This is a genomic window from Agrococcus citreus (genome assembly GCF_039527715.1).
GTDB lineage: Bacteria > Actinomycetota > Actinomycetes > Actinomycetales > Microbacteriaceae > Agrococcus > Agrococcus citreus.
In genome coordinates, this window is the sequence record NZ_BAAAKK010000004.1 from 302,048 (window position 1) to 327,273 (window position 25,226).

Consider the following 25,226-nt stretch of genomic DNA (forward strand, 5'->3'; position numbering starts at 1 on the left):
GTGAGGCTGCGGTCGACGCGACGACCGGTCGACGCGGCGCCGACAGTAGCCTGATGGGATGCCCACGCCCAGCCCCGCAGCGCTCGCCCGCGCCGAGTCGCTCATCGCGCTCACGCCCGACTTCCCAACGCCGGGCGTGCTCTTCCGCGACGTCGGTCCCATGCTGACCGACGCGGATGCGCTCGCCGACGTCATGCAGGCACTCGCCGCGCCCTTCGAGGGAGCCTTCGACCTCGTGGCGGGCGTCGAGGCGCGTGGCTTCCTGTTCGCGGGAGCACTGGCGGCATCCGCACGGACCGGCCTCCTGCCCATCCGCAAGGCGGGCAAGACACCGCGACCCACCGCATCCGTCGACTACGCGCTCGAGTACGGCACCGCGACCATCGAGGCGGCCGGCGACCTCACCGGCCGCCGCGTGCTGCTCGTCGACGACGTGCTCGCGACCGGCGGCACGCTCGTCGCCGCCGCAGCGCTCATCGAGCAGCTGGGCGGCGAGGTCGCCGGCGTCGCGGTCGTGCTCGAGCTCGTCGCGCTGAGCGGGCGCCGGCGCGTGCCGTCGGCGCACGCCGTCTTCACCGCCTGACGCCCGTCGGGCCTTCGCCGTCGCGACGGCTCCGATGCTCAGGATGCGGGGCGCATGCGGGTGCCGGCCGTGCGGTTGCGCGCGGTGACGGGGATGACGCCGACTGCCCGCGCGAGACCCGTCGGCGGCATCGATCCGTAGAACGACTCAGCGCGGGCGACCTCGAAGCTCTCGAGCCAGATGCCCACGGCTGCCGCCGGGCGAGCGCACGAGCGCGACGCAGGCGCGGTACGGCGAGGCGCACGTGCAGCGGCTGCAGCTCGTGCGGGCGCTCATCGACGTCGCGGGTCTCTCGATCGACCGCGTGAGGCGCATGCTCGCGGTCGTCGACGAGCCGCCATCGACGATGACCGAGCTGCTGCACCTCGCCACGGACCCCGAGGGCGGAGCCGCCGCCCCGCGCGCCGCCGCGTTCGTCGCCGACCTCGGTTGGGACGTGCCCGACGGCCTCGGTGCGCTCGAGGATCTCGAGCGCGGTCTCGCCGGGCTCGACGCATCCGGGCTCGAGATCCCCGCCACGCAGCTCGCAGCGCTCGCCGGCGCGATCGACCGGGTCGCTGAGATCGAGATCGACGGCGTGCCCACCGCCTCGAGCGAGGCGGCCGTCGCCTACGCGGTGCTCGGCACCGAGCTCGTGGCGCCGATCCTGCTCGCGCTCCGCCGCGTCGCCCACGCGCGCCACACGATCGCGCGCTTCGGCGACGGGCACGCCTGACGCATCCGAGCGATCAGTGGAGGGCGATCGTCTCCACGCTGCGCAGCTGGTCGCGGATGAACCGGTTCGCGTGCGCGGCGAGGTCGGCGGAGTCGTCCCACAGGTTGCGCCAGATGCCGAGCGTGTTCGAGAGCGACGCCGAGACCACCGCGCTCGAGAACGACTCGAAGACGATCGGGCCGTCGTAGCCGAGCCGCGCGAGGCCGCGGAAGAACGAGCCGAAGTCGACCGAGCCGGTGCCGAGGTAGCCGCGGTGGCTCTCGCCGATGTGCACGTACTTCAGGCGCTCCCCCGCGTCGAGCACGGGCTCGAGCATCCCCGACTCCTCGATGTTCATGTGGTACGTGTCGAGGTGCAGGTGGACGGTGTCGTGCCCCACCTGCTCGAGGAAGCGCAGCCCGCCGCGCGCGGTGTTGGCGATGTTCGTCTCGTAGCGGTTCACGATCTCGAGCGAGAGCGTGACGCCCGCGGCGGCGGCCCGGTCGCCCAGTCGCCCGAGTGCTGCGGCGGAGTTGGCGCGCCCCGCCTCGGTGGCAGGCGCCATGTACTTCTGCATCGCTGAGTAGATGACGCCGCACAGGTGCTGGCCGCCCGCCTCGGCGACGACGTCGATCGCGCGCTCGAGCAGCGTCTCGCCCTCGCGGCTGACCGCCGCGTCGTCGCTCGAGAGGTCGTGGGCGGCGTCGAGCCCGAGGCTCGAGCTCATGGCGACACCGTGGTCGTCGAGCATGCGCCGCACGAGGGCGCCGTCGATGGCGAACGGATCCATGAGCGGCAGCTCGAGCAGGTCGAAGCCCGCCGCCTGGGTACCGGCGATGGCCGTCTGGAGGCCCGCCTCGTCGAATGTGCCGGTGAAGACGAGGCCGTGGACGCCGATCTGCATGGGAGCTCCTTCGCTCAAGTGGTTCAGGTGGAGGGTCAGCGCGCCGTGTCGAGCAGGGCGCGGCGGAGGTGCTCGTCGTCGCGGCCGTCGATGCGGTCGAGCACGTCGTCAGGGAGGAAGCGCGGCTCGCCCGCTGCGAGCGCGCCGAGCAGGATGCGCGCGAACTTGTCGGCCATCTCGGTGATGCGCAAGCACTCCGCGGGGCTCGCGCCGATCGCGAAGATGCCGTGGTTCTGCAACCACACGACCTTCGGCAGCGCCCCGTGGCGGTCGGCGAACGCGCGCAGCTCGACGCGCATGAGCCGGCCGAGCGTGAGGCCCGGGTCGACGTAGTGCACGAGCAGGCTGCGGGTGCCGAGCACGACGATCTGGTCGGGGAAGAGCGCCCCGGCCGCGAGCAGCTCGGCGCGGTCGGAGCACAGCAGCGCGTTGGCGGCGACCGGATGCGTGTGGCACGCGGCCGCCGCGCCGCTCGTCAGCACGACGGCGTGCAGCAGCGCCTCGACGCTCGGGCGCTTCGCAGCCGGGTCGACGCGCGCGGCCATGAGCGCGTCGGCGACCCTCGCGTCGCCGGCACCGCCCTCGAACGCGGTCGGATCGTCGAGCAGCTCGAGGATGGGCGCGAACCGGCACTCGACGAGGTCGTCGGGGCGCGCGTCGGCGAGCGACGAGCCCGTCGCCTTGACGAGCATCCGCTCGTCGTCGAGCCGCGCCGAGACGTTGCCCTCGGCCAGGATCGCGAGCTCTCGCCGCGGCTCCCCCACGTCGTGGGCGAGCCGCAGCAGGGCGTCGGCGATCCCGAGCGGCATGCCGCTCACCTCGAGCCTGGCGCCGTGGCCGGCACCGAGACCGGCTTCGTCAACCCGCTCGCCTGCCGTCGGCGGATCGTCGCGTTCGAGAGCAGCGAGGCCCCGAGCAGCACGACGCCGAGCGCGAGCAGCTGCGCCTGGGCGCCCTCGTTGCCCGGCACGACGAGCAGGATCGACGCGTTGAGCCACACGATGAGCAGCGCCGCGAGCAGGATGCCTCCCAACCGGCCGATGCCGCCCGTGATGGCGACACCGCCGAGCACGGCGATCGTGATGGCGGGCAGCGCCATGCCGCTGCCGGCAGTGCCCGCGTCGGGTCGTGCCGACGCGAACTGCGCGACGGTGTAGACGCCGACGAGGCCGGAGAGGGCGCCGGCGGTGACGAACGCCATCATGCGCGTGCGCCGGGTGTCGATGCCCGCCCACTGCGCCGCGGTGTCGTTCGTGCCGATCGCGTAGAGCTTGCGACCGAAGGTCGTGCGGTTGAGCACGAACCACGCGACGATCGCGACCGGTAGCAGGAACGTGACGACCCCGAGCGGCACGAGCGGGAGCGATCCGCCGATGACGGGCAGCTCGACGGCCTTCGCGGCGTCGTAGAACGCCGAGATCTCGGGGCCCGAGATGGGGCGCTGGTCGCTCACCACGAGGGCGATCGAGCGGTAGGCGTAGAAGGTCGCGAGCGTCGTGATGAGCGCCGGGTAGCCGAGGTAGGCGGTGAGGAAGCCGTTGATGGCGCCGAGGACGGCACCGAAGAGCACGCCGAGCACGATCGCGACCGGCAGCGGCAGCCCCACCTGCTGGTAGAGCATCGCGAAGACGATGCCCGTGAGCGACACCATCGAGCCGACCGACAGGTCGATGCCGCCTCGGCCCGAGACGATCACGAAGAGCTCGGCGAGCGCGAGCAGGGCGAGCGGCACGAAGGCGATGAGGCTCGAGGCGAGGTAGTCGCTGTTGAACCGGCCGCTCGTGGCGCCGACCGCGTCGAGGATCGACATCACGACGAGCAGCACGATGATGAGCCCGAGCAGCAGGGCCGCGCGGTCCTTGAGCACGCCCGAGGCGAACCAGTCGCGGATGCCTCCGGCTGCGCCGCGACGCTGGTCGGTCGGGGTGGTGGTGACGGCGGTCATGCGCGCCTCCTCGCTCGCTCGCGGATCAGGTCGGTGCCGACGGCGATCAGGATGAAGATGCCGACGAAGAGGAAGCCGAGCTGGGTGGGCCAGCCGAGCTGCGTGACGCCCGAGACGACCGTCTGCACGAGGATCGCGCCGAGCAGGGTGCCGACGACGCTGCCGCGACCGCCGATGATCGACGTGCCGCCGATGACGACGGCCGCGATAACCTGCAGCTCCTTGCCCGAGCCGACCGACTGGTCGAGCGTCGAGGTGCCGCTCGCGATCATCATGCACGCGGCGAGGCCGGCGAGCGCGCCGGTGACGGCGTAGACCACCACGAGCCGCGGCTGCACCTTGATGCCCGCGAGCCGCGCGGCGTTCTGGTTGCCGCCGATCGCGTAGAGGTTGCGGCCGGCCTTCGCGTAGCGGAGGAACCACCACGCGACGGCGACCGCGACGACCGCGATGACGAAGGCGTGCGGCACGCCGAGCGTCGATCCCTCGCTGCCGCGCCCGAGGAAGTCGAGGGTGCCGGGGATGCCGTTGACCGTCGACGAGTCGAAGACCCGGAGCCCGATCCACTGGAAGATGTTGGCGGTGCCGAAGGTGATGATGATCGGATGCACGCGGCCGTAGCCGACGAGCACGCCGTTGAGCGCGCCGAGCGCGAGGCCGACGGCGATCGCGACGAGCAGCGCGAGCACGGCGGGGAGGTCGAAGGCGACGAGCAGCTGCGCGGTCGTGACGGCCGAGACCATGATCATCGCGGCGACCGACACGTCGATCCCCGCGGTCAGGATCACGAAGGTCATGCCGACCCCGACGAGCGCGATCGGCGCCACCTGCACGAGCAGCGGACCGATCGAGCCGGGCGTGAGGAACGCGGGCGTGAAGATGCCAAGCAGCACCCACAGCACGACGAGCACGCCGAGGAGCACGATCTCCTGGCCGGTGACGACGGGCGGCAGGATGCGCCGCAGGCTCAGCTGCGCGGGCCTCTCTGGCGCGGCGGTGGCGGTCATCGGGGCTCCTCCCCGGTCTCGGTCGAACGGATGTCGGTGGGCGCGTCGGGCTGCGCCGCCGGGGCGGGCTGCCCGGTGAGGGTCTCCCCCGGCTCGTCCACGGCACCCGCGGCGGCCGCGAGCAGCGAGGCCTGGGTGGCGCTGGGCGGGAACTCGCGCGCGACGCGGCCGGAGCGGAACACGAGGATGCGGTCGGCGATGCGCTGCACCTCGGCGAGGTCGGTCGTGATGACGAGCACCGCGGCGCCGCGCTCGGCGAGGTCGGCGATGATGCGGTGGATCTCCTCCTTGGCGCCCACGTCGACGCCCTGCGTCGGTTCGGCGAGGACGAGCAGCTCCGGCTGCTCGACGATCTGCCGCGCGAGCACGACCTTCTGCGCGTTGCCGCCCGACATCGCGCCGATCGGCTGCTTGCCCGAGGGCGTCTTGACCGCGAGCCGGCGGATGAGGTCGTCGGAGACGCGGCGCTCGGCCTTGGGCGACACCCATCCCGGGAGCCTGCTGAGCAGGCCGAGCGAGCCGATGGTGATGTTGAAGGCGATCGACTGGAACGAGAACGAGCCCTGCGAGGAGCGGTTGGCGGGCACCATGCGGATGCCGCGGCGCTTCGCCTCCGACGGGTTCGCGGGGTGGCGCTCGTCGCCGGCCGCGCGCATCCGACCCGACGTCGCGCGGCGCATGCCGTAGACCACCTCGCCGACCTCCGCGGCGCCGGAGCCGACCAGGCCGTAGAGCCCGACGACCTCGCCGGCGCGGACGGAGAAGGAGACGTCGGTGAACGCGCCCTCGAGCGTCAGGTGCTCGAGCTCGAGCACGGGCTCGCCGTGCTCGCGCGCCTCGCGCACGCCCTCGGCGATCTCGCCGCCGACCATGCGCTCGGCGATCTCGCGCACGCTGAGCTCGCCGATCGGCTGCGACGACACCGTCTCGCCGTCGCGCATGATGGTGACCTCGTCGGCGATGCGGAACAGCTCGTCGAGGCGGTGGCTGATGTAGATGATCGAGACGCCGTCGGCGGCGAGCCGGCGGACGACCCCGAAGAGCACCTCGATCTCGGCGTCGGTGAGGATGGCGCTCGGCTCGTCGAGGATGAGGATGCTCGCCCGCTCGAGCAGCGCCTTCGCGATCGAGACCTGCTGCTGCTTCGCGATCGAGAGCGCGCCGAGGGGCTGCGAGGCGAGCGAGCGGTCGAGACCGACGGTGTCGAGCAGCTCGAGCATGCGCGGCGCCTGCGCGCGCCAGTCGATGGTGGGGCCGCGGGTGATCTCGCGGCCGACGAAGAAGTTCTCGGCGACGGTGAGCTCCGGGAACAGCTGCGGCTCCTGGTAGACCGTCTGCACGCCGAGCGCGATGGCGTCGGTCGTGGCGTGGATCGAGACGGGCTCGCCGTCGATCGCGATCGTGCCGGTGTCGGGGCGCTCGGCGCCCGCCAGGATCTTGATGAGCGTCGACTTGCCGGCGCCGTTCTCGCCGACGAGCGCGTGGACGGTGCCGGGCCGCACGGTGATGTCGGCGTGGCGGATGGCGCGGACGCCGCCGTAGCGCTTCGAGATGTCACGCATCTCGAGCCGGGGCGTGGCCTGCGGCGCGGGCTCGAGCCGTTGCGCGGTGTCGGTCATGGTGCTCCTCGTCGGCGCCGTCGCCGTGGCGGTGGATGCGGTGGTCGGGGTGCCGGGGGGCGGGGNNNNCCCCCCCCCGGCGTCGGGAGCCGTGCGGCCCCCCGGTCAGCCGATCGGGCGATCAGTAGTCGTAGTCGCCCGCGTTCTCGGCGGTGAACACGGTCGGCGGGCCGAGCAGCAGGACGCCCGACGCCTCGTCGTACTCGACCGCCGTGAGCGCCTCGTTGTCGACGCCGCTCAGGTCGCCGAGGTCGCCGTCGTTGGCGAGCTGCATGCCCGCCCAGCCGGTGAGGTAGCCGAGCGCCTCGACGTCCCACAGGATGGAGCCGCTCGACGAGCCCGACTCGAGGTAGGGCAGCATCGACTGCGGCGTGCCGAGGCCCACCGTGAAGACCTCGCCGGTGCGGCCCGCGTCCTCGACGGCCTGGGCGACGCCCGGTGCGCTCGAGGTGCACTCGCCGACGAGGCCGGTGAGGTCGGGGTTGCTGTTCATGAGGTCGGTCGCCATCTGGGTGGCCATCGCCTGGTCCTCGCCGGCGTAGACGACGTCGACGATCTCGGCGTCCGGGTACTCGGAGGCGGTGTACTCCTCCTGCACCTCGATCCACGCGTTGAGGTTGGCCGCGGTCTCGCCGCACGACACGATCGCGTACTTGCCGGAGCCGCCCATCGCCTCGAGGAGCGTGTCGGTCAGCGCCTGCCCGATGCCCTCGACCGACGCCTGGTTGACGAACACCTCGCGCACGGAGTCGGGCGCGTCGGTGTCGGTCGTGGCGACGTGGATGCCGGCGTCCTGCGCCTCCTGGAGCAGCGGCGCCATCGAGTTCGGGTCGTTCGGCGCGACGAAGAGCACGTCGACCCCCTGCTGGATGAACGAGCGCACGATGTCGGCCTGCGCGGCCGCGTCGGCGGTCGTCGGGCCCTGGTAGAGCCACTCGAAGCCGAGCTCCTCCGCCGCCTGCTGGCCGCCGGTGTTCATCGCCTCGAAGTAGGGGATGCCCTGCAGCTTGGGGACGAACGCGATGGTGAGGCCCTCGGCGCTCGCGCCGTCGGTGGCGCCCGGGGCGGCGGTCTCGCCGGTGTCGTTGCGCGACGTGCAGCCGGCCAGCACGACGGCGGCAGCCGCCGAGAGCGCCAGCGCACCCGCGATCTTGCGTGAGATCTTCATCGATGCTCCTTCTGGGTGGGGCGACGGGTGGTTCCCGTCCGCGCCTGGACCGGCGCCGTGCCGGTCGTCGTGCCGCCGGGGATGGGGACGCGCGTGACGGGCACGCCGACCGCCTCCCAATCCCCGACGAAGTCGTCGGATGCCTGGACATCCGTGATGAGGCTCGTCACCTGGTCGGCGCGAGCGAACGAGTGGAGCGCGAAGCCGCGCGTCTTCGTCGAGTCGAACAGGCCGTGGACCGCGTCGCTCGCGGCGACGAGCGCCTGCTTCGAGACCGCCTCGTCGGTGGCGAGCTCGAGCAGGCCGCGCTCGGGCGACAGCCCGACGACGCCCACGAAGGCCTTGTCGATGCGGCCGCGGCCGACGAGCGCGTCGGTGATGGGGCCGACGAGGCCGGAGCTCTCGCGCCGCAGCGTGCCGCCGGGCATGATCACGCGTGCGTCGGAGCGCTCGAGCAGCACCATGGCGGTCGGCAGCGACTGGGTGATGACGACGAGGCTCTGTCGGTGGAGCAGCTCGAGCGCGAGGTGGTGCGCGGTCGACGAGGTGTCGAGCGCGATGACGTCGCCGTCCGCGACGAGCTTCGCGGCCTCGGCGGCGATGGCGAGCTTCGCCGCCGACTCGCGGTGCATGCGGTCGCGGAACGCGCCCTCATCGCCCCGGTCGGGAAGCACGGCGCCGCCGCGCGTGCGCCGCAGCAGCTGGCGGCGCTCGAGCGCGTCGAGATCCTTGCGGATCGTGACCTCCGAGACGCCGAGGTCGCGAGCGAGGTCTGCGACGAGCACGGAGCCCTCGGCTCCGAGCGTGTCGAGGATGCTCGCCTCGCGACTGACCACAGCGTCTCCCTTGTCGGTGATGCTGGCGACAGTACGCATACGAAACCCGCTTCGCAAGTGAGCGATACCGAATCGCAACATTTGCGCTTGCGTTCGAAAGCATCACCGGGCATGCTGGCTCGCAGCGAGGACCCTGGTGCTGCGCGCATCGGCAGCACCGACGTCGACGAGGACAGGAGCGACCATGGCCAGCACGCCCGCTGCCGCGCCGGCGCCCGTCTGCTTCCGGCTGCGCGTGCGACCCGAGCTCGTGACCGCCTACCGCGAGCGCCACGCCGCCGTCTGGCCCGAGATGCTGCACGCCCTCGCCGAGACCGGCTGGCTCGACTACCGGATCTTCGTCGCCGACGACGGCACCTGCATCGGCACGTTCCGCGCGGTCGACCTCGAGGCATCCCTCGCCGGCATGGCGGAGCGCGACGTGAACGCGCGCTGGCAGGCCGAGATGCAGCCGTTCTTCGAGGGGCTCGAACGGCCCGCCGACGAGTCCTTCGAGCTCATCCCCCTCGCCTTCGACCTCGACGCCCAGCTCGCGGCGCTCGACCCCCACCCAAGGAGCTGACATGGCCGTCACCCCCACCAGCGAGCAGCTCGACCGGCTGCGCATCGAGGTGCCCAGCTGGGCCTACGGCAACTCGGGCACGCGGTTCCGCGTGTTCACCACGCCCGGCACGCCACGCGACCCCTTCGAGAAGATCGCCGACGCGGCGGAGGTGCATCGTCACACCGGGCTCGCGCCGACCGTCGCGCTCCACTACCCCTGGGACAGGGTCGACGAGTGGGATGCGCTGCGGCGGCACGCCGAGGACCTCGGCGTCGCGCTCGGCACGATCAACTCGAACACGTTCCAGGACGAGGACTTCAAGTTCGGCTCGCTCGCGCATCCCGACGCGCGCGTGCGCCGCAAGGCGGTCGACCACCACCTCGAGTGCATCGAGGTCATGCACGCGACCGGCTCGCGCGACCTCAAGGTCTGGCTCGCCGACGGCACGAACTACCCCGGCCAGGACTCCATCCGCGAGCGGCAGGACCGCCTGGCAGCCTCGCTCGCCGAGATCTACGCCGCGATCGACGAGGAGCACCGGATGGTGCTCGAGTACAAGTTCTTCGAGCCGGCGTTCTACCACACCGACATCCCCGACTGGGGGACGAGCTACGTGCACTGCCTCGCGCTCGGCGACCGCGCGAAGGTCGTGCTCGACACCGGCCACCACGCGCCGGGCACGAACATCGAGTTCATCGTCGCGCAGCTGCTCCGGCTCGGGAAGCTCGGCGCGTTCGACTTCAACTCGCGCTTCTACGCCGACGACGACCTCATCGTCGGCGCCGCCGACCCCTTCCAGCTCTTCCGCATCGTCACCGAGCTCATCGCGGGCGGCGGCTACGGCGACCCCGACGTGCAGCTCGTGCTCGACCAGTGCCACAACATCGAGGCGAAGATCCCCGGTCAGATCCGCAGCGTCCTCAACGTGCAGGAGGCCGTCGCGAAGGCGCTCTCGATCGACACGGAGGCGCTCGCCGCCGCGCGCCGCGACTGCGACGTGCTGCTCGCGAACGAGATCCTCATGGACGCCTTCGCCACCGACGTGCGGCCGCTGCTCGCCGAGCACCGCGCGGCCAAGGGGCTGCCCGAGCAGCCGATGCGCGCCTTCCTCGACTCGGGCTACCTCGAGCGCACCGCTGCCGAGCGCGTCGGCGGCACCCAGGCCGGCTGGGGCGCCTGAGCGGCGCCCCGACACCTCCGAACCAAGCAGGCGACCAATGCACAGCACTGAGACGAACAGCAAAGCGACGAACGACGACGTCGCGGCCCTCATCGCACGCTCCAACCGGCTCGGCAGCGATCCGAAGAACACGAACTACGCCGGCGGCAACACGTCGGCCAAGGGCACCGACCTCGATCCCGTGACGGGCGAGGAGGTCGAGCTGCTGTGGGTCAAGGGCTCCGGCGGCGACCTCGGCACGCTCCAGCCCAAGGGTCTCGCCGCGCTGCGGCTCGACCGGCTGCGGGCGCTCGAGGGCGTCTACCCCGGCGTCGAGCACGAGGACGAGATGGTCGCCGCGTTCGACTACTGCCTGCACGGCAAGGGCGGCGCGGCGCCCTCGATCGACACGGCGATGCACGCGCTCGTCGAGCAGCCGCACGTCGACCACCTGCACCCCGACGCGGGCATCGCGATCGCGACCGCGGCCGACGGCGAGGAGCTCACGCGCCGCATCTACGGCGAGCAGGTGGTCTGGGTGCCGTGGCGCCGACCGGGCTTCCAGCTCGGCCTCGACATCCGCGACATCCAGCGCGCCAACCCCGGCGCGATCGGCTGCGTCCTCGGCGGCCACGGCATCACCGCGTGGGGATCGACGAGCGACGAGGCCGAGGCCAACTCGCTCTGGATCATCCGCACCGCCGAGGCGTTCCTCGCCGAGCACGGCTCGGCCGAGCCCTTCGGCGCCCCGCTCGAGGGCTTCGGGCCGCTGCCCGAGGCCGAGCGCCGCGAGCGCGCCGCCCAGCTCGCCGCGCACGTGCGCGGCATCGCGAGCCTCGACCGGCCGATGGTCGGCCACTTCACCGACGCCGACGTCGTGCTCGACTTCCTCGCGCACGACGCGCATCCGCGGCTCGCGGCGCTCGGCACGTCGTGCCCCGACCACTTCCTGCGCACCAAGGTGAAGCCGCTCGTGCTCGACCTGCCGGCCGACGCGCCGCTCGAGCGCGCCGTCGAGCGGCTGCGGGAGCTGCACCAGGCGTATCGCGCCGACTACGCCGCGTACTACGACGCGCACGCGACCGACGACTCCCCCGCGATGCGCGGCGCCGACCCGGCGATCGTGCTCGTGCCGGGCGTCGGCATGTTCTCGTTCGGCAAGGACAAGCAGACCGCTCGCGTCGCTGGCGAGTTCTACATCAACGCCATCAATGTGATGCGCGGTGCCGAGTCGGTCTCGACCTACACGCCCATCTCCGACGCCGAGAAGTTCCGCATCGAGTACTGGTCGCTCGAGGAGGCGAAGCTGCAGCGGATGCCGAAGCCGCGCTCGCACGCCGGTCGCGTCGCGCTCATCACGGGTGCCGCATCCGGCATCGGCAAGGCCATCGCGACGCGCCTCGCCGCCGACGGCGCGTGCGTCGTGATCGCCGACCTCGAGCTCGAGAAGGCGCAGGCCGCCGCGGCCGAGCTCGGCTCGACCGATGTCGCGATCGGCGTGCAGTGCGACGTGACGAAGGCCGAGCAGGTGCAGGCCGCCGTCGACGCGACCGTGCTCGCGTTCGGCGGCGTCGACCTCGTCGTCAACAACGCGGGGCTGTCGCTGTCGCGCTCGCTGCTCGAGACGAGCGAGGCGGATTGGGACCTGCAGCACGACGTGATGGCGAAAGGCTCGTTCCTCGTCTCGCGCGCCGCTGCCCGAGCGCTCATCGACCAGGGCATGGGCGGCGACATCGTCTACATCTCGTCGAAGAACGCGGTCTTCGCGGGCCCGAACAACATCGCCTACTCGGCGACGAAGGCCGACCAGGCGCACCAGGTGCGGCTGCTCGCGGCCGAGCTCGGCCAGCACGGCGTGCGGGTCAACGGCATCAACCCCGACGGCGTCGTCCGCGGCTCCGGCATCTTCGCCGGCGGCTGGGGCGCCTCGCGCGCCGAGGTCTACGGCGTGAAGGAGGAGGAGCTCGGCAAGTACTACGCGGGCCGCACCCTGCTCGGCCTCGAAGTGCTGCCCGAGAACGTCGCCAACGCGGTCTCGGTGCTGACCGGGCCCGACCTCAGCCACACCACCGGCCTGCACGTGCCGGTCGACTCGGGCGTCGCGGCGGCGTTCCTGCGATGACGGCGACCGTCGCCGCGATCGACCTCGGCGCGACGAGCGGCCGCGTGCTGCGCGCGGAGGTCGGCCGCGACACGCTCCGGCTCGACGAGGTCGCGCGGTTCGAGAACCGGCCGGTGCGCGTCGGCGACGGGCTGCACTGGAGCGTGCTCGGGCTCTACGACGCGGCCCTCCACGGCGTCGCGGTCGCGTCGAGGGATGCGTCGCTCGCGTCGGTCGCGGTCGACTCGTGGGCGGTCGACTACGGCCTGCTGCGCCGGGGCAGCCTGCTCGGCATCCCCTACTCGTACCGCGACGACCGCACCGCCCGCGGGCTCGAGCTCGTCGACGCCGTCATCGAGCAGCCCGAGCTGTGGCAGCGGTGCGGCCTGCAGCGCATGCCGTTCACGACCATCAACCAGCTCATGGTCGACCGCGAGCGGGGACTCCTCGAGGCCGCCGATCGACTGCTGCTGCTGCCCGATCTCTTCGGCTACTGGATGACCGGGCGCATGGTGATGGAGCGCACGAACGCGTCGACCACGGGCCTCATGCGGCTCGACGGCTCGTGGGACCTCGAGCTCATGCAGCGGCTCGGCATCCCGGCGTCGCTGCTGTCGGAGGTCGTCCACCCGGGAGCCCTGATCGGCCCGATCGACGCCACCACGCGGGCGCACTTCGGCATCCAGGGCGCACCCGACGTGCTCGCCATCGGTTCGCACGACACCGCATCCGCCGTCGTCGCCGTGCCGATGGAGCCGGGCGGTGCCTACATCTCGAGCGGCACGTGGTCGCTCGTGGGCATCGAGACGCCCGCACCGATCGCGACGCGGGAGGCGCTCGAGGCGTCGTTCACGAACGAGGGCGGCGTCGACGGCCGCACCCGGTTCCTCAAGAACGTCATGGGGCTGTGGATCCTGAGCGAGTCGATGCGCACGTGGCAGGCCGCGGGCGAGCGGATGGGGCTGCCCGAGCTGCTCGACGCGGCCGCGGCCGTCGACTGGCGGGTGCCGGTGTTCGACCCGACCGACGCGAGCTTCTACCCGCCCGGCGACATGCCCGCGCGCATCCACGCGTGGTTCGAGGATCGCGGGCAGCGGCCGCCGCGCGGGCGGGCCGAGGTGGTGCGCTGCATCCTCGAGTCGCTCGCCGAGAGCTACGCCGTGACCCTGCGGGATGCGGCGCGGATCAGCGGGCAGCCGATCGAGCGCGTGCACGTCGTCGGCGGCGGGTCGCGCAACGCGCTGCTGTGCCAGCTGACCGCGAACCGCACCGGGCTGCCCGTCGTCGCGGGGCCGGTCGAGGCGACCGCGATCGGCAGCGTGCTCGTGCAGGCTCGTGCGCTCGGCGCCGCGCCCGAGTCGCTCGAGGAGCTGCGCGCGCTCGTGCGCGCGACGCAGTCGCTGCAGGAGTACCGCCCCCGCTGAGTCCTCGAAGTCAGCCGGCGGAGTCGCCGGCCGACTGCGCCGCGACGTCCGCCTCGCGCTCGACCTTCTCCCACGGTGCGGGGATGGGGAAGTACGACTCGAGGAACTCGCGCACGGCGGCGGTGCGCTCCTCCACCGAGATCTCGGGGAACGAGCCGTCGTTGAGGCAGAACATGTCCTGGTTGCGCTTGCGCAGCAGCCGCTGCATCGCCGGCAGCGACTCGCGCAGCGTCGTCTCGATGTACTGCACCTTCGCGGCCGTCTGCTGCACGGCCCGCCCGGTCATGAGCGCGTAGTAGTGGTACAGCGAGTTCGTCACCGAGATGTCGGTCGAGGAGCGGAATCGCGAGGCCGCCGTGCGGCGGAACTCCTCGGGGAACTCGCGCTCCATCTCGGCCATCACGCCGCGCGTGAGCGGCGCGGCGCAGTGCTCGAGGTGGCGCGTGGTGACGGCGCCGAAGCGCCGGCGCAGCACCTCGCGGTTCGTGCGCGCCGCGTTGTCGTGGCCCGATCGCTCGGGGGTGGTGTCGCCGAGGCCGATGCGCGTCGTCGCTTCGACGAACTTCGTGATGCCGCCGGGCGAGAAGAAGACGTCGGGCTTCAGGGGCCGGCCGAAGAACATGTCGTCGTTCGAGTAGAGGAAGTGCTCGCTGAGCCCCTCGATGTGGTGCAGCTGGCACTCCACGGCGTGCGAGTTGTGGGTCGGCAGCACCGACGGGTCGGCGAACATCGCCTCGGCGGGCACGATCGTCACCTTGGGGTGGTCGGCGAGCCACGCGGGCGCGGGCGAGTCCGTCGCGATGAAGATGCGCCGCACCCACGGCGCGTGCATGTGCACCGAGCGCAGCGCGTACCGCAGCTCGTCGATCTGGCGGAAGCGCGCCTCGGAGTCGTCGCCCCTGCCGACGACGTAGGTCTGCATCCGCTTCGCGCGCTCGCGCTGGAACTCGTCGCTCGAGCCATCGACCCACGAGAAGACCATGTCGATGTCGAAGCCGACGTCGCTCGCGAGCGGCTCCCACATGTCCTGGATCGTCGCCCACTCGCGGCCGTAGCGCTGCACGGTGGCCTCGACCGCCTCGTGCCGGGGCATCGTCGCGCGCATGAGCGCGTTCGGCTCCGGCGCGGTGAGCGACTCCTCGCCGAACCGCCACAGCTCGAGCTTGACGGCCGTCTCCCTGCCGTAGCGCAGCCGGCCGGCCGGCTCGACCCGCGGGCGGTAGATGCGCATGACGGATGCCTTGGAGTGGCCGGCGAGGCGGCCGTCGGCGAGCAGCACGGGGCCGCGCACGGCCTTGCGCGGGGCGATCGCCTCGGCGTAGAACGGCTCGGCGTCGAAGGCCGCGGCGAGCGCGGCCGCGAGCGCCTTGCGCTTCGCGCGATCGACGGCGATGATCGGCCGACCGTCGTCGTCGCGCACGAGCAGGAACGGGATCCCCGCGTCGTCGAGCGCCCGGCCGATCGCGAGCAGATCCTCGACCATCGACTCGTGCGGCGTCATGTGGCCGTTCGCGAGCGCGTACAGCCCCTTGCGCACCACGACGTCATCCCGATCGAACCGAGAGAGCCGCCCGTCGATGTGCACGAGCACGAGCTCGGGCGCGGTCGAGACCTGGGGGTCGATGCTGTCGGCGTCGGTGCCGCGCACGAACGCCGGGGCGTCGGCGGGCTGCAGATCGGGGAATCGGTGCTTCACGTGCGGGGTGGCTCCTGTCTGCCGGTGTCACCCCATGGTAGGGCCGTACCCCTCTGGCAGGGATCCGCCCGTGTTCACCTTGTGTACACGCCGCATGCACGGCGCGTTCGGGTGGGTGCCCTGGACTAGGTTTCGACCAGCGCCCGATGCAGAGCGCACCCGACGCCAACGGAGGGGAAGCACCGTGCAGATCCGATCGGCCGAGCACCCGAGGCCGAACCACTTCCTGCTCCACATCTCCGACACCCATCTCCTCGCCGGCGGCGGCCGCCTCTACGACCGCGTCGCGAGCGAGGAGCACCTGCATCGCCTCTTCGAGGAGTTCGAGGCCTCGGGCGCGCGCCCCGACGCGATCGTCTTCACGGGCGACCTCGCCGATCGGGGCGAGCCCGACGCGTACCGCCGGCTGCGCGCCATCGTCGATCCGGTCGCCGACGACCTCGGTGCGCGCGTCGTCTGGGTGATGGGCAACCACGACGATCGCCGGGCATTCCGCAGCGAGCTGCTCGATGAGCCGGCCTCCGACGCCCCGGTCGACGCCGTGCTCGACGTCGACGGGCTCCGCATCGTGACGCTCGACTCGACCGTGCCCGGCCGCCACCACGGCGAGGTCAACCCCGCGCAGCTCGAGTGGCTGCGCGACGTGCTCGCGACGCCGGCGCCGCACGGCACGATCCTCGCCATGCACCACCCGCCCATCCCGAGCGTGCTCGACCTCGCCGCGAGCGTCGAGCTGCGCGACCAGTCGGCGCTCGCCACCTCGCTCGTGGGCACCGACGTGCGCTCGATCCTCGCGGGGCACCTGCACTACTCGTCGACGGCGTCGGTCGCGGGCATCCCCGTGTCGGTCGCGTCGGCGACCTGCTACACCCAGGACCTCAACGTGCCGGTCGGCGGCACCCGCGGGCGCGACGGTGCGCGGGCGTTCAACCTCGTGCACGTGTACCCGACGACGGTGGTGCACTCGGTCGTGCCGCTCGGCGAGTTCGCGGCGCTCGACTGGATCGACGCCGACGAGTCGGCGCGGCGGCTCGAGGCGGCCGGCGTGCGCCTGGCGGAGCGTCGGCGTCGAGCGGCGCTCGTCAGCGCCTGACGCCCGGCGGCCTAGACCAGCCGCGCCTCGACGATGACCTCGTCGGTGACGCGCACCTGCACGTCGGCGAGGCGGATGCCCTCGGGCAGCTCGGCCGCGACGTCGATGCGGCGCCCCTCATAGCCCTGGATGCGCCCGCGGGTCGCAGCGAGCAGCGCAGCGACGATCGGGTTGCCGCTCTCGAGCTTGATGTCGGTCAGCGTGACGCCCATGCGGTCGTCGATGCTCGCGGTGGCGGAGCCGTGCACCGAGGCGCCGAGGAGCCCCTTGCGCACCTTGCCGTCGACGGTGAACCGCAGGCTGCGCGGGCCGAGCGCCTCGACGTCGAGCTCGAGCTTCGAGACGCTCACGCCCATGTCGAGCAGCGACGACTCGGTGAGCGCGAGCACCGCGGCTCCGAGCTGGTGCTTCGGCACCGACACGAGCGCGTGCCCGTGCAGCGGGTGCTCGTTGCTGGGCCGGGCCAGCTCGACGGCGAGCTCGCGGTTGTCGGTCTCGATCCAGCGGAACGGCAGGTCGTTCAGCTGCGCGTCGAGGGTCACCTCGGCGCCCGAGACGCGCATCGGCGACGCCTTCACCGTGAGGTGCCGCAGCACGGCCGACTCGCTCGAGACGGCGGCGCCCTGCGGCTCGAGCCGCGCTCGGTCGCGGTCGACCTCGCCGGCGAGGATGAAGTCGGTGAGGTCGAGGTGCAGGCGCGCGATGTCGGCGCCGTCGAGCTCGGCGTCGATGATGGAGGTGCAGGCGATGCCCGCCGGCTCCGCCGCGATCACGAGGGTCCGGATGCGCTTCGCAAGCTGGGCCCCGTCGGTGGGCCTGGGTGCGTGCCCGAGGAGGATGCTGTCAGCCACCCCGTGAGCGTACGCCCGTCTTGCTCGGAAGGCCATTCAGCCCCGCAGCGCTGTGCAGAGCCCCCGCTCCGCCGCGCGCATGACCGCGCCGTGCTGGTGCGCGAACGCACCGTGCAGCAGCGGGCTCGCGGCACGCAGCAGCGGCTGCCGCGCCTCCACCTCCTGCGCGAAGTCGACGCGGGTGCCCGCGCCCTCGGGCGCGACGCGCCACGAGCACCAGCCCTCGAGGTCGCCGCCGATCGCCGCGCGCAGCTCGCTCGGCGATCGCTCCCGCTCGGTGAGCGCGATGCGCAGCCGGTAGCCGAGCGGGGCGCGCACCTCGAGGTCGGCGGTGCGGTGCTCGGCCGCGAGCGAGCCGCCCGTCACCCGCACCGACGGCCACCACGCGCCGTAGCCGCGGACGTCCTCGAGGAGCGCGAGCACGGCATCCGGACTCGCGTCGACGTGCCACGAGTGGTCGAAGCGGTAGTGCGCGCGCATGCCGACAGTGTGCACGCTGGCGGCTCGCACACGGTCGGCGTAGCGTCGCGTGCACCAGCAGCGCCGTGCGCAGACCCGATCGATCGCAGAGCAGAGGAGCCGGCATGAGCCTCGTCGTCCACTTCGAGATCCACGCGAGCGAGCCGCAGCGGCTCATCGACTTCTACTCGCAGCTGCTGGGCTGGCGCTTCGAGCGCTTCGGCGAGTGGCAGTACTGGTCGATCTCGACCGGCGAGGCGCCGATCGGCGCGGAGGGCCCCGGTGCGGGCATCGACGGCGGCCTCGCGCAGCGCGAAGGACCCGCCCCCGAGGCGGGGGCGCCCATCAACGGGAGCACGATCGTGGTCTCGGTCGACGACGTCGACGCGACGTTCGCGCGAGGCATCGAGCTCGGCGCCGCCGAGGCTGTCGCGCCGGAGGACCTGCAGGGCGTCGGCCGCGTGGGCTACGTGCGCGACCCCGACGGCAACGTCTTCGGCATGATCTCGGAGGTGCTCTCCGACGGCACGGATGTGCGGGCCGTCGCCGTCGACCCGATGCAGGTCACCCCCGAGCCGTAGCGCACGCCCCAGCCGCAGCGACGGCGCTCTGCGGACCCCGCCCACCGACGCGGACCCGGTGCACCGGGTCCGGTTCGGTGGACGGGGTCCGCGGGGCCGGGACGGCCGAGGCTACGCGCCGACCGCTGTGCGGAACTCGCGCACGAGCATGTCGAGGTCTGCCTCGTCGATCACGATCGGCGGCGCGAGGCGCACGGTCTGGCCGTGCGTGTCCTTCGCGAGGATCCCGCGCTCCATGAGCCGCAAGCACACGTCGCGCGCCGTGCCGACGGCGGGATCGATGTCGATGCCGGCCCACAGCCCCACACCGCGCACGGCGGTGACGCCGTGCCCGACGAGCTCGCCGAGGCCCGCGTGCAGTCGAGCGCCGAGCTCGCGCGCGCGAGCCTGCATGTCGCCCTCGGCGAGCATCCGCACGACCTCGAGGCCGACCGCCGCGGCGAGCGGGTTGCCGCCGAAGGTCGAGCCGTGCGAGCCGGGCGTCAGCACGCCGAGCACGTCGGCATTCGCGACCACGGCCGAGACCGGCACGACGCCGCCGCCGAGCGCCTTGCCCAGCAGGTAGACGTCGGGTACGACGCCCTCGTTGTCGCACTGGAAGGTCGCGCCCGTGCGACCGAGGCCCGACTGGATCTCGTCGGCGATGAGGAGCACCCGCTCGCGCTCGGTGATCTCGCGCACCCGCTGCAGGTAGCCGGCGGGGGGCACGAGGATGCCCGCCTCGCCCTGGATGGGCTCGAGCAGCACGGCTGCGGTGCGCGGCGTGATCGCGGCGGCGAGCGCGTCGGCGTCGCCGTACGGCACCCGCACGAAGCCCGGCGTGAACGGCCCGTAGCCCTCGGTCGCATCCGGGTCGTCCGAGAACGACACGATCGTGGTCGTGCGGCCGTGGAAGTTGCCCTCCATGACGATGATCTCGGCCTGCCCCGCGGGCACGCCCTTCACCTGGTAGGCCCAGCGGCGGGCGACCTTGATGCCCGACTCGACGGCCTCCGCGCCCGTGTTCATGGGCAGCACCATGTCCTTGCCCGCGAGGGTCGCGAGCGCCTCGACGAACGGGCCGAGCGCGGCCGAGTGGAAGGCGCGGCTCGTGAGCGTGACGCGGTCGAGCTGCGCGTGCGCCGCGGCGAGCAGCCGCGGGTTGCCGTGCCCGAAGTTCACCGCGGAGTACGCGGCGAGGCAGTCGAGGTAGCGGCGCCCGTCGACGTCGGTCACCCAGGCGCCGCTGGCCTCGACGACCACCACGGGCAGCGGGTGGTAGTTGTGCGCGGCGCTCGACTCGACCTGCGCGATCGCGGCCTGCGTGGCCGAGCTGAGGGCATCCGGCATCGTGGACTCGTGCGTCATCGTCGTCTCGCTCATCGTCGCAGCTCCAGCGTGCAGCACTTGATGCCGCCGCCGCCGAGCAGCAGCTCGGAGAGGTCGAGGCCGACGGTCTCGTAGCCGCGCTCGGTCAGCTGGCGGTCGAAGTCGGTCGCGCGGCCAGCGATGAGCATCGTGCGGCCGTCGCCGAACGAGTTGAGGCCCAGCACGGATGCGTCCTCCTCGTTCACGTGCAGGGCGTCGGGGTAGCGGCGCTCGAGCTCCGCGCGGCTGCCCTCGTCGAACGCCTTCGGGAGGTACGCGATGTTCTCGTCGTCGAGGATCGCGATCGCGGTGTCGAGGTGGTAGAACGCCGGGTCGACGAGGCGCAGGCTCACGACCTCGCGGTCGAAGATGCTGCGCAGCTCGTCGTGCGACTCGAGCGAGGTGCGGAAGCCGTGGCCGGCGAGGATCGCGCCCTGCGAGAGCAGGAAGTCGCCCTCGCCCTCGTTGATCTGCTGCGGCTCGTGCACCTCGAAGCCGTGCTCGGCGAACCAGGCCATGTAGGCGGGACCCTCGGGCACGCGCTGCTCGTAGGTGAACTTCGCGCCGTAGGCCTTGCCGTCAAGCGTGAAGCCGCCGTTCGCGGCGTAGACCATGTCGTTGAGCCCGGCGATGGGATCGATGAGCTCGACATCGTAGCCGAGGCCGACGTAGGCGTCGTAGAGCGACTGCCACTGCTGCACGGCCGTCGCGGTGCTCGTCGGGATCTCCGGACGCATCCAGGGGTTGATGCGGTACGTCACGGTGAAGTGCTCCGGACGGCACATGAGCACCGTCTTGTGGGCGGCGGAGCGGGTCGGAGCGGGTGCGGTCTCGGGGCGCGCGATGATGGTCGTCTCAGGCTGCATATGGCCATGGTCGCAAAGAATCGACGCATGAGGACCCGTCGGAGCGCAGGTTCTTTGCGAGCACCAGCCTGTTCGTCGTAGATTCGTGCGCATGGACCGCACCGATCACGGCATCATCGACCAGCTGCGACTCAACGCGAGGGCCGGCTACGCCGACATCGGCAGCGAGGTGGGGCTCTCGGCCTCGGCCGTGAAGCGCCGCATCGATCGGCTGGTCGCCGACGGGGTGATCCGCGGCTTCACCGTGCAGGTCGACCCCGCCGTCGAGGGGCTCGCGACCGAGGCGTACGTCGAGCTCTTCTGCCGCGGCACCGTGTCGCCCTCCGACCTCAAGCGCATCCTCTCGGGCATCCCCGAGATCGTCGAGGCCGGCACGGTGACGGGCGAGGCGGATGCGTTCGTCATCATGCGGGCGCGCGACGTCATCGCGCTCGAGGAGGCGCTCGAGAAGGTGCGTGCGGCCTCGAGCGTCGACCACACGCGGTCGGCGATCGTGCTCTCGAAGCTCATCACGCGGAACGCGGGCTGACTAGCCTGGCTGCATGCGCTCCATCACCGTCTCGGCGATCTGCTTCGAGCGCGAGGACGGCGCCGTGCTGACCGTGCGCAAGCGCGGCACGTCGGCGTGGATGCTGCCCGGCGGCAAGCCGGAGGGCGGCGAGACCGCGGCCGAGTGCGCCGTGCGGGAGGTGCTCGAGGAGCTCGGCGTCGAGATCGCGCTCGACCGGATCGAGCCGATGGGCGAGTTCGAGACCCGCGCCGCGAACGAGGCCGGCTTCGCGCTGCGGGCGAGCGTGTTCCGCACGCACGACGCGATCGCGCCGGAGCCGCGCGCCGAGATCGAGGCGGTGCGCTGGATCGACCCGGCGGTCGGCATCGACGACGAGGCGGAGGCGCCGCTCAACCGCGAGCTCGTCTTCCCCATGCTGCTCGCGGAGCGAGCCCGCAGCTGAGAAGGGGGCCCGACCGGATCGGTCGGGCCCCTCTTGCATCAGCGGGCGGCAGCGTCACGGCTGCCGCAGAGCCTCGCTCCATGGTCGAGGATCCCGCTCGCATCCCGGAGCCGTGGCACCGGGATCCTGTCTGGCCCGATTCCCCTCGACCTCTCGGCGTCGGGGCCCCAGCCGGGCCGTTCGCTCACGGTAGGGGCGCTGCCTGGGCGAGCGCGATGGGGAGAACTACCCATGGCTGGGAACGGCTGCGACGGGCATGTCGGCTCAGTCGCGCAGGAAGCCGGGCCCCTCCCCCGTCGATCGCCGCGGCACGTATCGCCGCCACGCCTCCCGATAGTCCCGGTAGCCCAGCCACATCGACACGAGCACCCACGCGAGGCCTGCGACGACCCCGGCCGCGACGGCCCAGCCCACGGCGCCGGTGAGCGTCACCACCACCGCGCCGACGAGCAGACCGTCGACGCAGGCGTTGACGACGACGATGAGCACCATCGAGCTCGCCAGCAGGTGGCCCAGCGCACTGCGCCGCACGATGAAGGAGTACGTCTGATCCATGCCGGCCGCGTCGTCGGTCACGGCGGCGAGGAAGTACTGCGCCACCTGCGGGTCGAGGTCGACGTAGCCGCCCCGCAGCCGGTTCATCCCGACGACGTACATCATGTCCTCGCTGCCGACGTCGATCACGCGCAGCTGCGTCATGAGGCCGATCGCGGCGACGAACGCGAGGATCGCGAGCATCGCGGGCGAGAACCACTCCGCGTAGCCCGAAGCCTGGCCGAGGAGGCCGATCGTGACGAGGCCGGCCGAGACGAGCGTCAGGAAGATGGTGATGCGCGTGAGCACCTCGCTCTGGGCGGTGCCGCGAGCGGCGAGCAGTCCCCAGTGCTCGGTGGCGAGCATCTGCACCCGGCGGGCGAGCACGGCGTCGCCCTCGGCAGCGGCGGGCGTGCCCGCCGCTCGCCTCGGCTGCTCAGGCGGCGGATCGGCGGCCGGGTCGTCGGCCATGCCTCATTGTGCGCCCGATGCCTCGGCGCCGCCAGGGCGCACCTGCGAGCGTCGGCGCATCCGCGTCAGTCGGTGTGCCGCGGCGACCGCCAGCCGAGCATCCAGTCGGCGACGACCTCGGCGGCCATCGTCGGCACGAGGTTGTACGCGCCGTTGCGAGCGGCGACGAGCACCGGGTTGCGGGCCCGCACCGTCGTGCTGGCGAGTCGGCGCGAGCGCTGCTGGAAGCGCTGCGTGCGGCCGACGCGCGCGCGGTCGTAGCGCCGCAGCGCCTCGTCGAGCGAGTGGTCCTCGAGCAGGATGCCGAGGGTCGCTGCGTCCTCGAAGGTCAGGTTGCCGCCCTGGCCGAGCGTCGGCAGCATCGCGTGCGCGGCGTCGCCGAGCAGCACGACGCCCGGTCGGGTGAACCCCCTGAGCGGCGTCGCGAGCGACCACAGGTCGCGACGGACGATGGCCGCTTGCGGCGTGGCCGCGATGTGGTCGCGCACCTCGGGCGCCCACGAGTCGAACCTCGCCCTCGCTGCCTCGACCTCGTCGCCCGCGGTCTGACCCATGCGCGCGTGCGCCATCGCCCACCAGTAGACGCGGCCGCCGTCGATCGGCTCCATGCCGAACTCGGCCGCGCGGCCGAGGTACTGCCGCACGCCGGCGGGCGAGTCGGCCTCGGCCTGCAGCACGCCGTACCAGCACGTCGCGCCCGAGTAGTCGGTGCGCGCCTTCGGCCACAGCGCCTTGCGCACCGCGGAGTCGATGCCGTCGGCGCCGACGACGAGGTCGGCCTCGATCGTCTCGAAGCGGGCCGCCTCGACGGCGCGCACCTGCGCGCGGCTCGCGCGCGACTCCGCCTTGCGGTCGATGGGATCGTCACCGGGCTCGAGGACGCGGTGGATGCGTCGACCCAGCTTCGTGCCGCGCGCCCGGTCGCGTCGCCGTTGGCGCTCGTCGCGCGCGTCCGCCGAGTCGGGGTCCGCGGCGCCGTGCTCGACGGTCACGCTCGGGCGGCCCTTCGAGCCGTCGGTGACCCCGACCACCCGCATGCCCGTCTCGACCTCGCGGCCGTCGCGCAGCGCGTCGTGCAGCGTCGAGCGGTGGATGGCGTGGACGGCGCTCGACGGCAGCTGGAACCCCTGCTGGAGCGGCGAGCCCTGGTCGGTGAAGACGCCCTCGGGGAGCGCGCGCACGGCGCGCTCGCGCACCGCGTCGCCGACGCCGAGCTCGTCGAGGGCGGCGAGGCCGTTCGCGGTGATGCTGATGCCCGCACCGAGGCCGCGCACGGCGGGCGCCGCCTCGAGCACCCGCACCTGCCAGCCTGCGGCCTCGAGCCCGCGGGCGGCGGCGAGGCCGCCGAGTCCTGCACCGACGATGATGGCGGTCTGCGTCATGCCCCCGAGGCTAACCCTTCGGCCCTCAGTCCTGCTGGGGCGCATCCGCCTCGCCGGCTCGCTGCGATACCCGACGGTCCCAGACGAGCCACTTCTCGTCGATCGCCTGCTCGATGTCGACCCCCGTCGCCTCCGCGAGCGCGAGCAGCATCCCCACGGCATCCGCGAGCTCGAGCGCGAAGCGGCGGTCGATCTCCTCGGGGCTGTGGCCCTTGTCGCGCTGCCGACCGGTCTTGGCGAGCCAGGCCTGCACGACCTCGCCGACCTCCTCCTGCAGCTTGAGCACGAGCCAGTCGGCGTCGCGCTCGAAGCCGTAGACGTCGGCGTACCGGCGCGAGATCGCGTCGATCTGGCGGGCGGTGGCGCGGATCTCCATGCGGCCAATGCTGGCACGCGCAAGGCGTAGATTCGGATGCATGGAGAACGCCTTCGACGACCTGCTCGCGCACAATCGGGACTTCGCCGCCAACTTCGACCTGCAGGGCTTCGACGGCGTCGCGAAGTCGGGGGTCGCGATGGTGACGTGCATGGACTCGCGGATCGACCCGCTCGGCATGATCGGGCTCGTCCCCGGCGACGCGAAGATCCTGCGAAACCCCGGCGGCCGAGCCACCGAGCGCACGCTCGTCGCGCTCGTGCTGGGCGTCAACCTGCTGAACGTGGACCGCGTGCTGCTCGTGCAGCACACGCGCTGCGCGATGGCGTCGAAGTCGGAGCGCGCGCTGCTCGTCGACATCTCGGAGGCCTCAGGCACCGACGCGTCGTGGCTCGACCTCGGTGCGATCGAGCACCAGCGGCTCTCGATCATCGAGGACGTGCACCGCGTGCGCTCGCACCCGCTCATCGGCGACCGAGCACGCGTCGGCGGGTTCCTCTACGACGTCGACACGGGCCTGCTCGAGCAGGTCGCCTGACGCTCGACCGGGTGGCTGGTCGCGGGCCGTCGGCCGTTGCAGGGGGTCGTGCCCTCGCGGTACCGATCCGCCGGTCGAGACCCCAGGATGGGGAC

At 72.4% G+C, this 25,226-nt stretch carries 27 protein-coding genes; 11 read left to right on the forward strand and 16 right to left on the reverse strand.

Annotated elements, in window-relative coordinates; genetic code table 11:
- The first annotated feature begins 58 nt into the window (after window positions 1–58).
- Entirely contained in the window at window positions 59–583 is a 525-nt protein-coding gene (locus ABD106_RS08525) for an adenine phosphoribosyltransferase (protein WP_343919349.1), read from the forward strand.
- A gap of 38 nt (window positions 584–621) precedes the next feature.
- Here ABD106_RS08525 and ABD106_RS08530 read toward each other — a convergent pair whose 3' ends face one another.
- A complete protein-coding gene (locus ABD106_RS08530; RefSeq protein WP_343919351.1) occupies window positions 622–771 on the reverse strand; it encodes a hypothetical protein in 150 nt (49 codons plus the stop codon).
- Window positions 772–773: 2 nt separating this feature from the next.
- Between ABD106_RS08530 and ABD106_RS08535 the strand changes: the two genes are divergently transcribed.
- Window positions 774–1,298 carry a MerR family transcriptional regulator gene (locus ABD106_RS08535; RefSeq protein ID WP_425545735.1) on the forward strand — a complete coding sequence of 175 codons (525 nt, stop codon included), beginning with the start codon at window positions 774–776 and terminating at the stop codon, window positions 1,296–1,298.
- A 13-nt stretch (window positions 1,299–1,311) separates the two neighbouring features.
- On the opposite strand, the gene ABD106_RS08540 is transcribed toward ABD106_RS08535, so the two are convergent.
- The 7 genes from ABD106_RS08540 to ABD106_RS08570 form a co-directional block, all read right to left on the reverse strand.
- Entirely contained in the window at window positions 1,312–2,181 is an 870-nt protein-coding gene (locus ABD106_RS08540; protein WP_343919355.1) for a sugar phosphate isomerase/epimerase family protein, read from the reverse strand.
- 35 nt (window positions 2,182–2,216) lie between these two features.
- Window positions 2,217–2,990, reverse strand: a complete 774-nt coding sequence (locus ABD106_RS08545; protein WP_343919357.1) for a class II aldolase/adducin family protein — start codon at window positions 2,988–2,990, stop codon at window positions 2,217–2,219.
- Between the two features lie 5 nt (window positions 2,991–2,995).
- Window positions 2,996–4,126, reverse strand: coding sequence for an ABC transporter permease (locus tag ABD106_RS08550; RefSeq protein ID WP_343919358.1), 1,131 nt, complete (start codon window positions 4,124–4,126; stop codon window positions 2,996–2,998).
- On the reverse strand, window positions 4,123–5,133 hold the full coding sequence (locus ABD106_RS08555; RefSeq protein WP_343919360.1) for an ABC transporter permease: 1,011 nt from the start codon (window positions 5,131–5,133) through the stop codon (window positions 4,123–4,125). The genes ABD106_RS08550 and ABD106_RS08555 overlap by 4 nt, the downstream gene beginning before the upstream one ends.
- Entirely contained in the window at window positions 5,130–6,752 is a 1,623-nt protein-coding gene (locus ABD106_RS08560) for a sugar ABC transporter ATP-binding protein (protein ID WP_343919362.1), read from the reverse strand. The genes ABD106_RS08555 and ABD106_RS08560 overlap by 4 nt, the downstream gene beginning before the upstream one ends.
- Before the next feature lie 121 nt (window positions 6,753–6,873).
- Window positions 6,874–7,920 (reverse strand): autoinducer 2 ABC transporter substrate-binding protein, encoded by a 1,047-nt coding sequence (locus tag ABD106_RS08565; RefSeq protein WP_343919364.1) that lies wholly within the window; start codon window positions 7,918–7,920, stop codon window positions 6,874–6,876.
- A complete protein-coding gene (locus ABD106_RS08570) occupies window positions 7,917–8,756 on the reverse strand; it encodes a DeoR/GlpR family DNA-binding transcription regulator (protein ID WP_343919366.1) in 840 nt (279 codons plus the stop codon). The genes ABD106_RS08565 and ABD106_RS08570 overlap by 4 nt, the downstream gene beginning before the upstream one ends.
- Window positions 8,757–8,940: 184 nt before the next feature.
- On the opposite strand from ABD106_RS08570, the gene ABD106_RS08575 reads away from it, so the two are divergent.
- The 4 genes from ABD106_RS08575 to ABD106_RS08590 are packed head-to-tail and all read left to right on the forward strand — an operon-like array spanning window position 8,941 to window position 13,984.
- Window positions 8,941–9,318, forward strand: a complete 378-nt coding sequence (locus ABD106_RS08575) for an L-rhamnose mutarotase (RefSeq protein ID WP_343919368.1) — start codon at window positions 8,941–8,943, stop codon at window positions 9,316–9,318.
- Window position 9,319: 1 nt separating this feature from the next.
- Complete coding sequence (gene rhaI / locus ABD106_RS08580; RefSeq protein WP_343919369.1) at window positions 9,320–10,480, forward strand: L-rhamnose isomerase; 1,161 nt, start codon at window positions 9,320–9,322, stop codon at window positions 10,478–10,480.
- Window positions 10,481–10,517: 37 nt separating this feature from the next.
- Window positions 10,518–12,581 (forward strand): bifunctional aldolase/short-chain dehydrogenase, encoded by a 2,064-nt coding sequence (locus ABD106_RS08585; protein ID WP_343919371.1) that lies wholly within the window; start codon window positions 10,518–10,520, stop codon window positions 12,579–12,581.
- On the forward strand, window positions 12,578–13,984 hold the full coding sequence (locus tag ABD106_RS08590) for a rhamnulokinase (protein ID WP_343919373.1): 1,407 nt from the start codon (window positions 12,578–12,580) through the stop codon (window positions 13,982–13,984). Before ABD106_RS08585 ends, ABD106_RS08590 begins: the two co-directional genes overlap by 4 nt.
- A 10-nt stretch (window positions 13,985–13,994) precedes the next feature.
- On the opposite strand, the gene ABD106_RS08595 is transcribed toward ABD106_RS08590, so the two are convergent.
- Window positions 13,995–15,575: a stealth family protein gene (locus ABD106_RS08595; RefSeq protein WP_343919435.1), complete on the reverse strand. Its 1,581-nt coding sequence runs from the start codon at window positions 15,573–15,575 to the stop codon at window positions 13,995–13,997.
- 289 nt (window positions 15,576–15,864) lie between these two features.
- Here ABD106_RS08595 and ABD106_RS08600 point away from each other — a divergent pair, with 289 nt between their 5' ends.
- Entirely contained in the window at window positions 15,865–16,773 is a 909-nt protein-coding gene (locus tag ABD106_RS08600; protein WP_343919375.1) for a phosphodiesterase, read from the forward strand.
- A gap of 11 nt (window positions 16,774–16,784) precedes the next feature.
- Here the strand turns inward: ABD106_RS08600 and ABD106_RS08605 are convergent, their stop codons facing one another.
- Complete coding sequence (locus tag ABD106_RS08605) at window positions 16,785–17,624, reverse strand: hypothetical protein (RefSeq protein WP_343919377.1); 840 nt, start codon at window positions 17,622–17,624, stop codon at window positions 16,785–16,787.
- Between the two features lie 36 nt (window positions 17,625–17,660).
- On the reverse strand, window positions 17,661–18,104 hold the full coding sequence (locus tag ABD106_RS08610; RefSeq protein WP_343919379.1) for an SRPBCC family protein: 444 nt from the start codon (window positions 18,102–18,104) through the stop codon (window positions 17,661–17,663).
- Window positions 18,105–18,208: 104 nt separating this feature from the next.
- Here ABD106_RS08610 and ABD106_RS08615 point away from each other — a divergent pair, with 104 nt between their 5' ends.
- On the forward strand, window positions 18,209–18,664 hold the full coding sequence (locus tag ABD106_RS08615; protein ID WP_343919381.1) for a VOC family protein: 456 nt from the start codon (window positions 18,209–18,211) through the stop codon (window positions 18,662–18,664).
- 111 nt (window positions 18,665–18,775) lie between these two features.
- Here ABD106_RS08615 and rocD read toward each other — a convergent pair whose 3' ends face one another.
- Both rocD and ddaH read right to left on the reverse strand, forming a co-directional pair.
- The gene (gene rocD, locus ABD106_RS08620) at window positions 18,776–20,011 is read right to left on the reverse strand and encodes an ornithine--oxo-acid transaminase (protein WP_425545736.1); all 1,236 of its coding nucleotides are present in this window, start codon (window positions 20,009–20,011) and stop codon (window positions 18,776–18,778) included.
- 11 nt (window positions 20,012–20,022) lie between these two features.
- Window positions 20,023–20,877: a dimethylargininase gene (ddaH, locus tag ABD106_RS08625; protein WP_343919383.1), complete on the reverse strand. Its 855-nt coding sequence runs from the start codon at window positions 20,875–20,877 to the stop codon at window positions 20,023–20,025.
- 91 nt (window positions 20,878–20,968) lie between these two features.
- Here ddaH and ABD106_RS08630 point away from each other — a divergent pair, with 91 nt between their 5' ends.
- The gene (locus ABD106_RS08630) at window positions 20,969–21,406 is read left to right on the forward strand and encodes an Lrp/AsnC family transcriptional regulator (protein ID WP_343919385.1); all 438 of its coding nucleotides are present in this window, start codon (window positions 20,969–20,971) and stop codon (window positions 21,404–21,406) included.
- 13 nt (window positions 21,407–21,419) lie between these two features.
- Window positions 21,420–21,830, forward strand: a complete 411-nt coding sequence (locus ABD106_RS08635) for an NUDIX hydrolase (RefSeq protein ID WP_343919387.1) — start codon at window positions 21,420–21,422, stop codon at window positions 21,828–21,830.
- Between the two features lie 264 nt (window positions 21,831–22,094).
- Here ABD106_RS08635 and ABD106_RS08640 read toward each other — a convergent pair whose 3' ends face one another.
- The 3 genes from ABD106_RS08640 to ABD106_RS08650 all read right to left on the reverse strand — a co-directional run bounded on the left by ABD106_RS08640 (window position 22,095) and on the right by ABD106_RS08650 (window position 24,593).
- Window positions 22,095–22,835: a hypothetical protein gene (locus ABD106_RS08640; protein WP_343919389.1), complete on the reverse strand. Its 741-nt coding sequence runs from the start codon at window positions 22,833–22,835 to the stop codon at window positions 22,095–22,097.
- Between the two features lie 65 nt (window positions 22,836–22,900).
- Entirely contained in the window at window positions 22,901–24,217 is a 1,317-nt protein-coding gene (locus ABD106_RS08645) for an FAD-dependent monooxygenase (RefSeq protein WP_343919391.1), read from the reverse strand.
- 25 nt (window positions 24,218–24,242) lie between these two features.
- Window positions 24,243–24,593 (reverse strand): nucleoside triphosphate pyrophosphohydrolase family protein, encoded by a 351-nt coding sequence (locus ABD106_RS08650; protein ID WP_343919393.1) that lies wholly within the window; start codon window positions 24,591–24,593, stop codon window positions 24,243–24,245.
- 40 nt (window positions 24,594–24,633) lie between these two features.
- Between ABD106_RS08650 and ABD106_RS08655 the strand changes: the two genes are divergently transcribed.
- Window positions 24,634–25,131 carry a beta-class carbonic anhydrase gene (locus tag ABD106_RS08655; RefSeq protein ID WP_343919395.1) on the forward strand — a complete coding sequence of 166 codons (498 nt, stop codon included), beginning with the start codon at window positions 24,634–24,636 and terminating at the stop codon, window positions 25,129–25,131.
- The last annotated feature ends 95 nt before the right edge of the window (window positions 25,132–25,226 follow it).

Coding starts and splice junctions, on each gene's coding strand:
- ABD106_RS08545 (WP_343919357.1), bottom strand. CDS start 2,990: ATGCCGCTCGGGATCGCCGACGCCCTGCTGCGGCTCGCCCACGACGTG.
- ABD106_RS08650 (WP_343919393.1), bottom strand. CDS start 24,593: ATGGAGATCCGCGCCACCGCCCGCCAGATCGACGCGATCTCGCGCCGG.
- ddaH (WP_343919383.1), bottom strand. CDS start 20,877: ATGCAGCCTGAGACGACCATCATCGCGCGCCCCGAGACCGCACCCGCT.
- ABD106_RS08640 (WP_343919389.1), bottom strand. CDS start 22,835: ATGGCCGACGACCCGGCCGCCGATCCGCCGCCTGAGCAGCCGAGGCGA.
- ABD106_RS08610 (WP_343919379.1), bottom strand. CDS start 18,104: ATGCGCGCGCACTACCGCTTCGACCACTCGTGGCACGTCGACGCGAGT.
- ABD106_RS08525 (WP_343919349.1), top strand. CDS start 59: ATGCCCACGCCCAGCCCCGCAGCGCTCGCCCGCGCCGAGTCGCTCATC.
- ABD106_RS08635 (WP_343919387.1), top strand. CDS start 21,420: ATGCGCTCCATCACCGTCTCGGCGATCTGCTTCGAGCGCGAGGACGGC.
- rhaI (WP_343919369.1), top strand. CDS start 9,320: ATGGCCGTCACCCCCACCAGCGAGCAGCTCGACCGGCTGCGCATCGAG.
- ABD106_RS08575 (WP_343919368.1), top strand. CDS start 8,941: ATGGCCAGCACGCCCGCTGCCGCGCCGGCGCCCGTCTGCTTCCGGCTG.
- ABD106_RS08590 (WP_343919373.1), top strand. CDS start 12,578: ATGACGGCGACCGTCGCCGCGATCGACCTCGGCGCGACGAGCGGCCGC.
- ABD106_RS08655 (WP_343919395.1), top strand. CDS start 24,634: ATGGAGAACGCCTTCGACGACCTGCTCGCGCACAATCGGGACTTCGCC.
- ABD106_RS08550 (WP_343919358.1), bottom strand. CDS start 4,126: ATGACCGCCGTCACCACCACCCCGACCGACCAGCGTCGCGGCGCAGCC.
- ABD106_RS08555 (WP_343919360.1), bottom strand. CDS start 5,133: ATGACCGCCACCGCCGCGCCAGAGAGGCCCGCGCAGCTGAGCCTGCGG.
- ABD106_RS08630 (WP_343919385.1), top strand. CDS start 20,969: ATGGACCGCACCGATCACGGCATCATCGACCAGCTGCGACTCAACGCG.
- ABD106_RS08585 (WP_343919371.1), top strand. CDS start 10,518: ATGCACAGCACTGAGACGAACAGCAAAGCGACGAACGACGACGTCGCG.
- rocD (WP_425545736.1), bottom strand. CDS start 20,011: ATGACGCACGAGTCCACGATGCCGGATGCCCTCAGCTCGGCCACGCAG.
- ABD106_RS08565 (WP_343919364.1), bottom strand. CDS start 7,920: ATGAAGATCTCACGCAAGATCGCGGGTGCGCTGGCGCTCTCGGCGGCT.
- ABD106_RS08615 (WP_343919381.1), top strand. CDS start 18,209: ATGAGCCTCGTCGTCCACTTCGAGATCCACGCGAGCGAGCCGCAGCGG.
- ABD106_RS08645 (WP_343919391.1), bottom strand. CDS start 24,217: ATGACGCAGACCGCCATCATCGTCGGTGCAGGACTCGGCGGCCTCGCC.
- ABD106_RS08560 (WP_343919362.1), bottom strand. CDS start 6,752: ATGACCGACACCGCGCAACGGCTCGAGCCCGCGCCGCAGGCCACGCCC.
- ABD106_RS08540 (WP_343919355.1), bottom strand. CDS start 2,181: ATGCAGATCGGCGTCCACGGCCTCGTCTTCACCGGCACATTCGACGAG.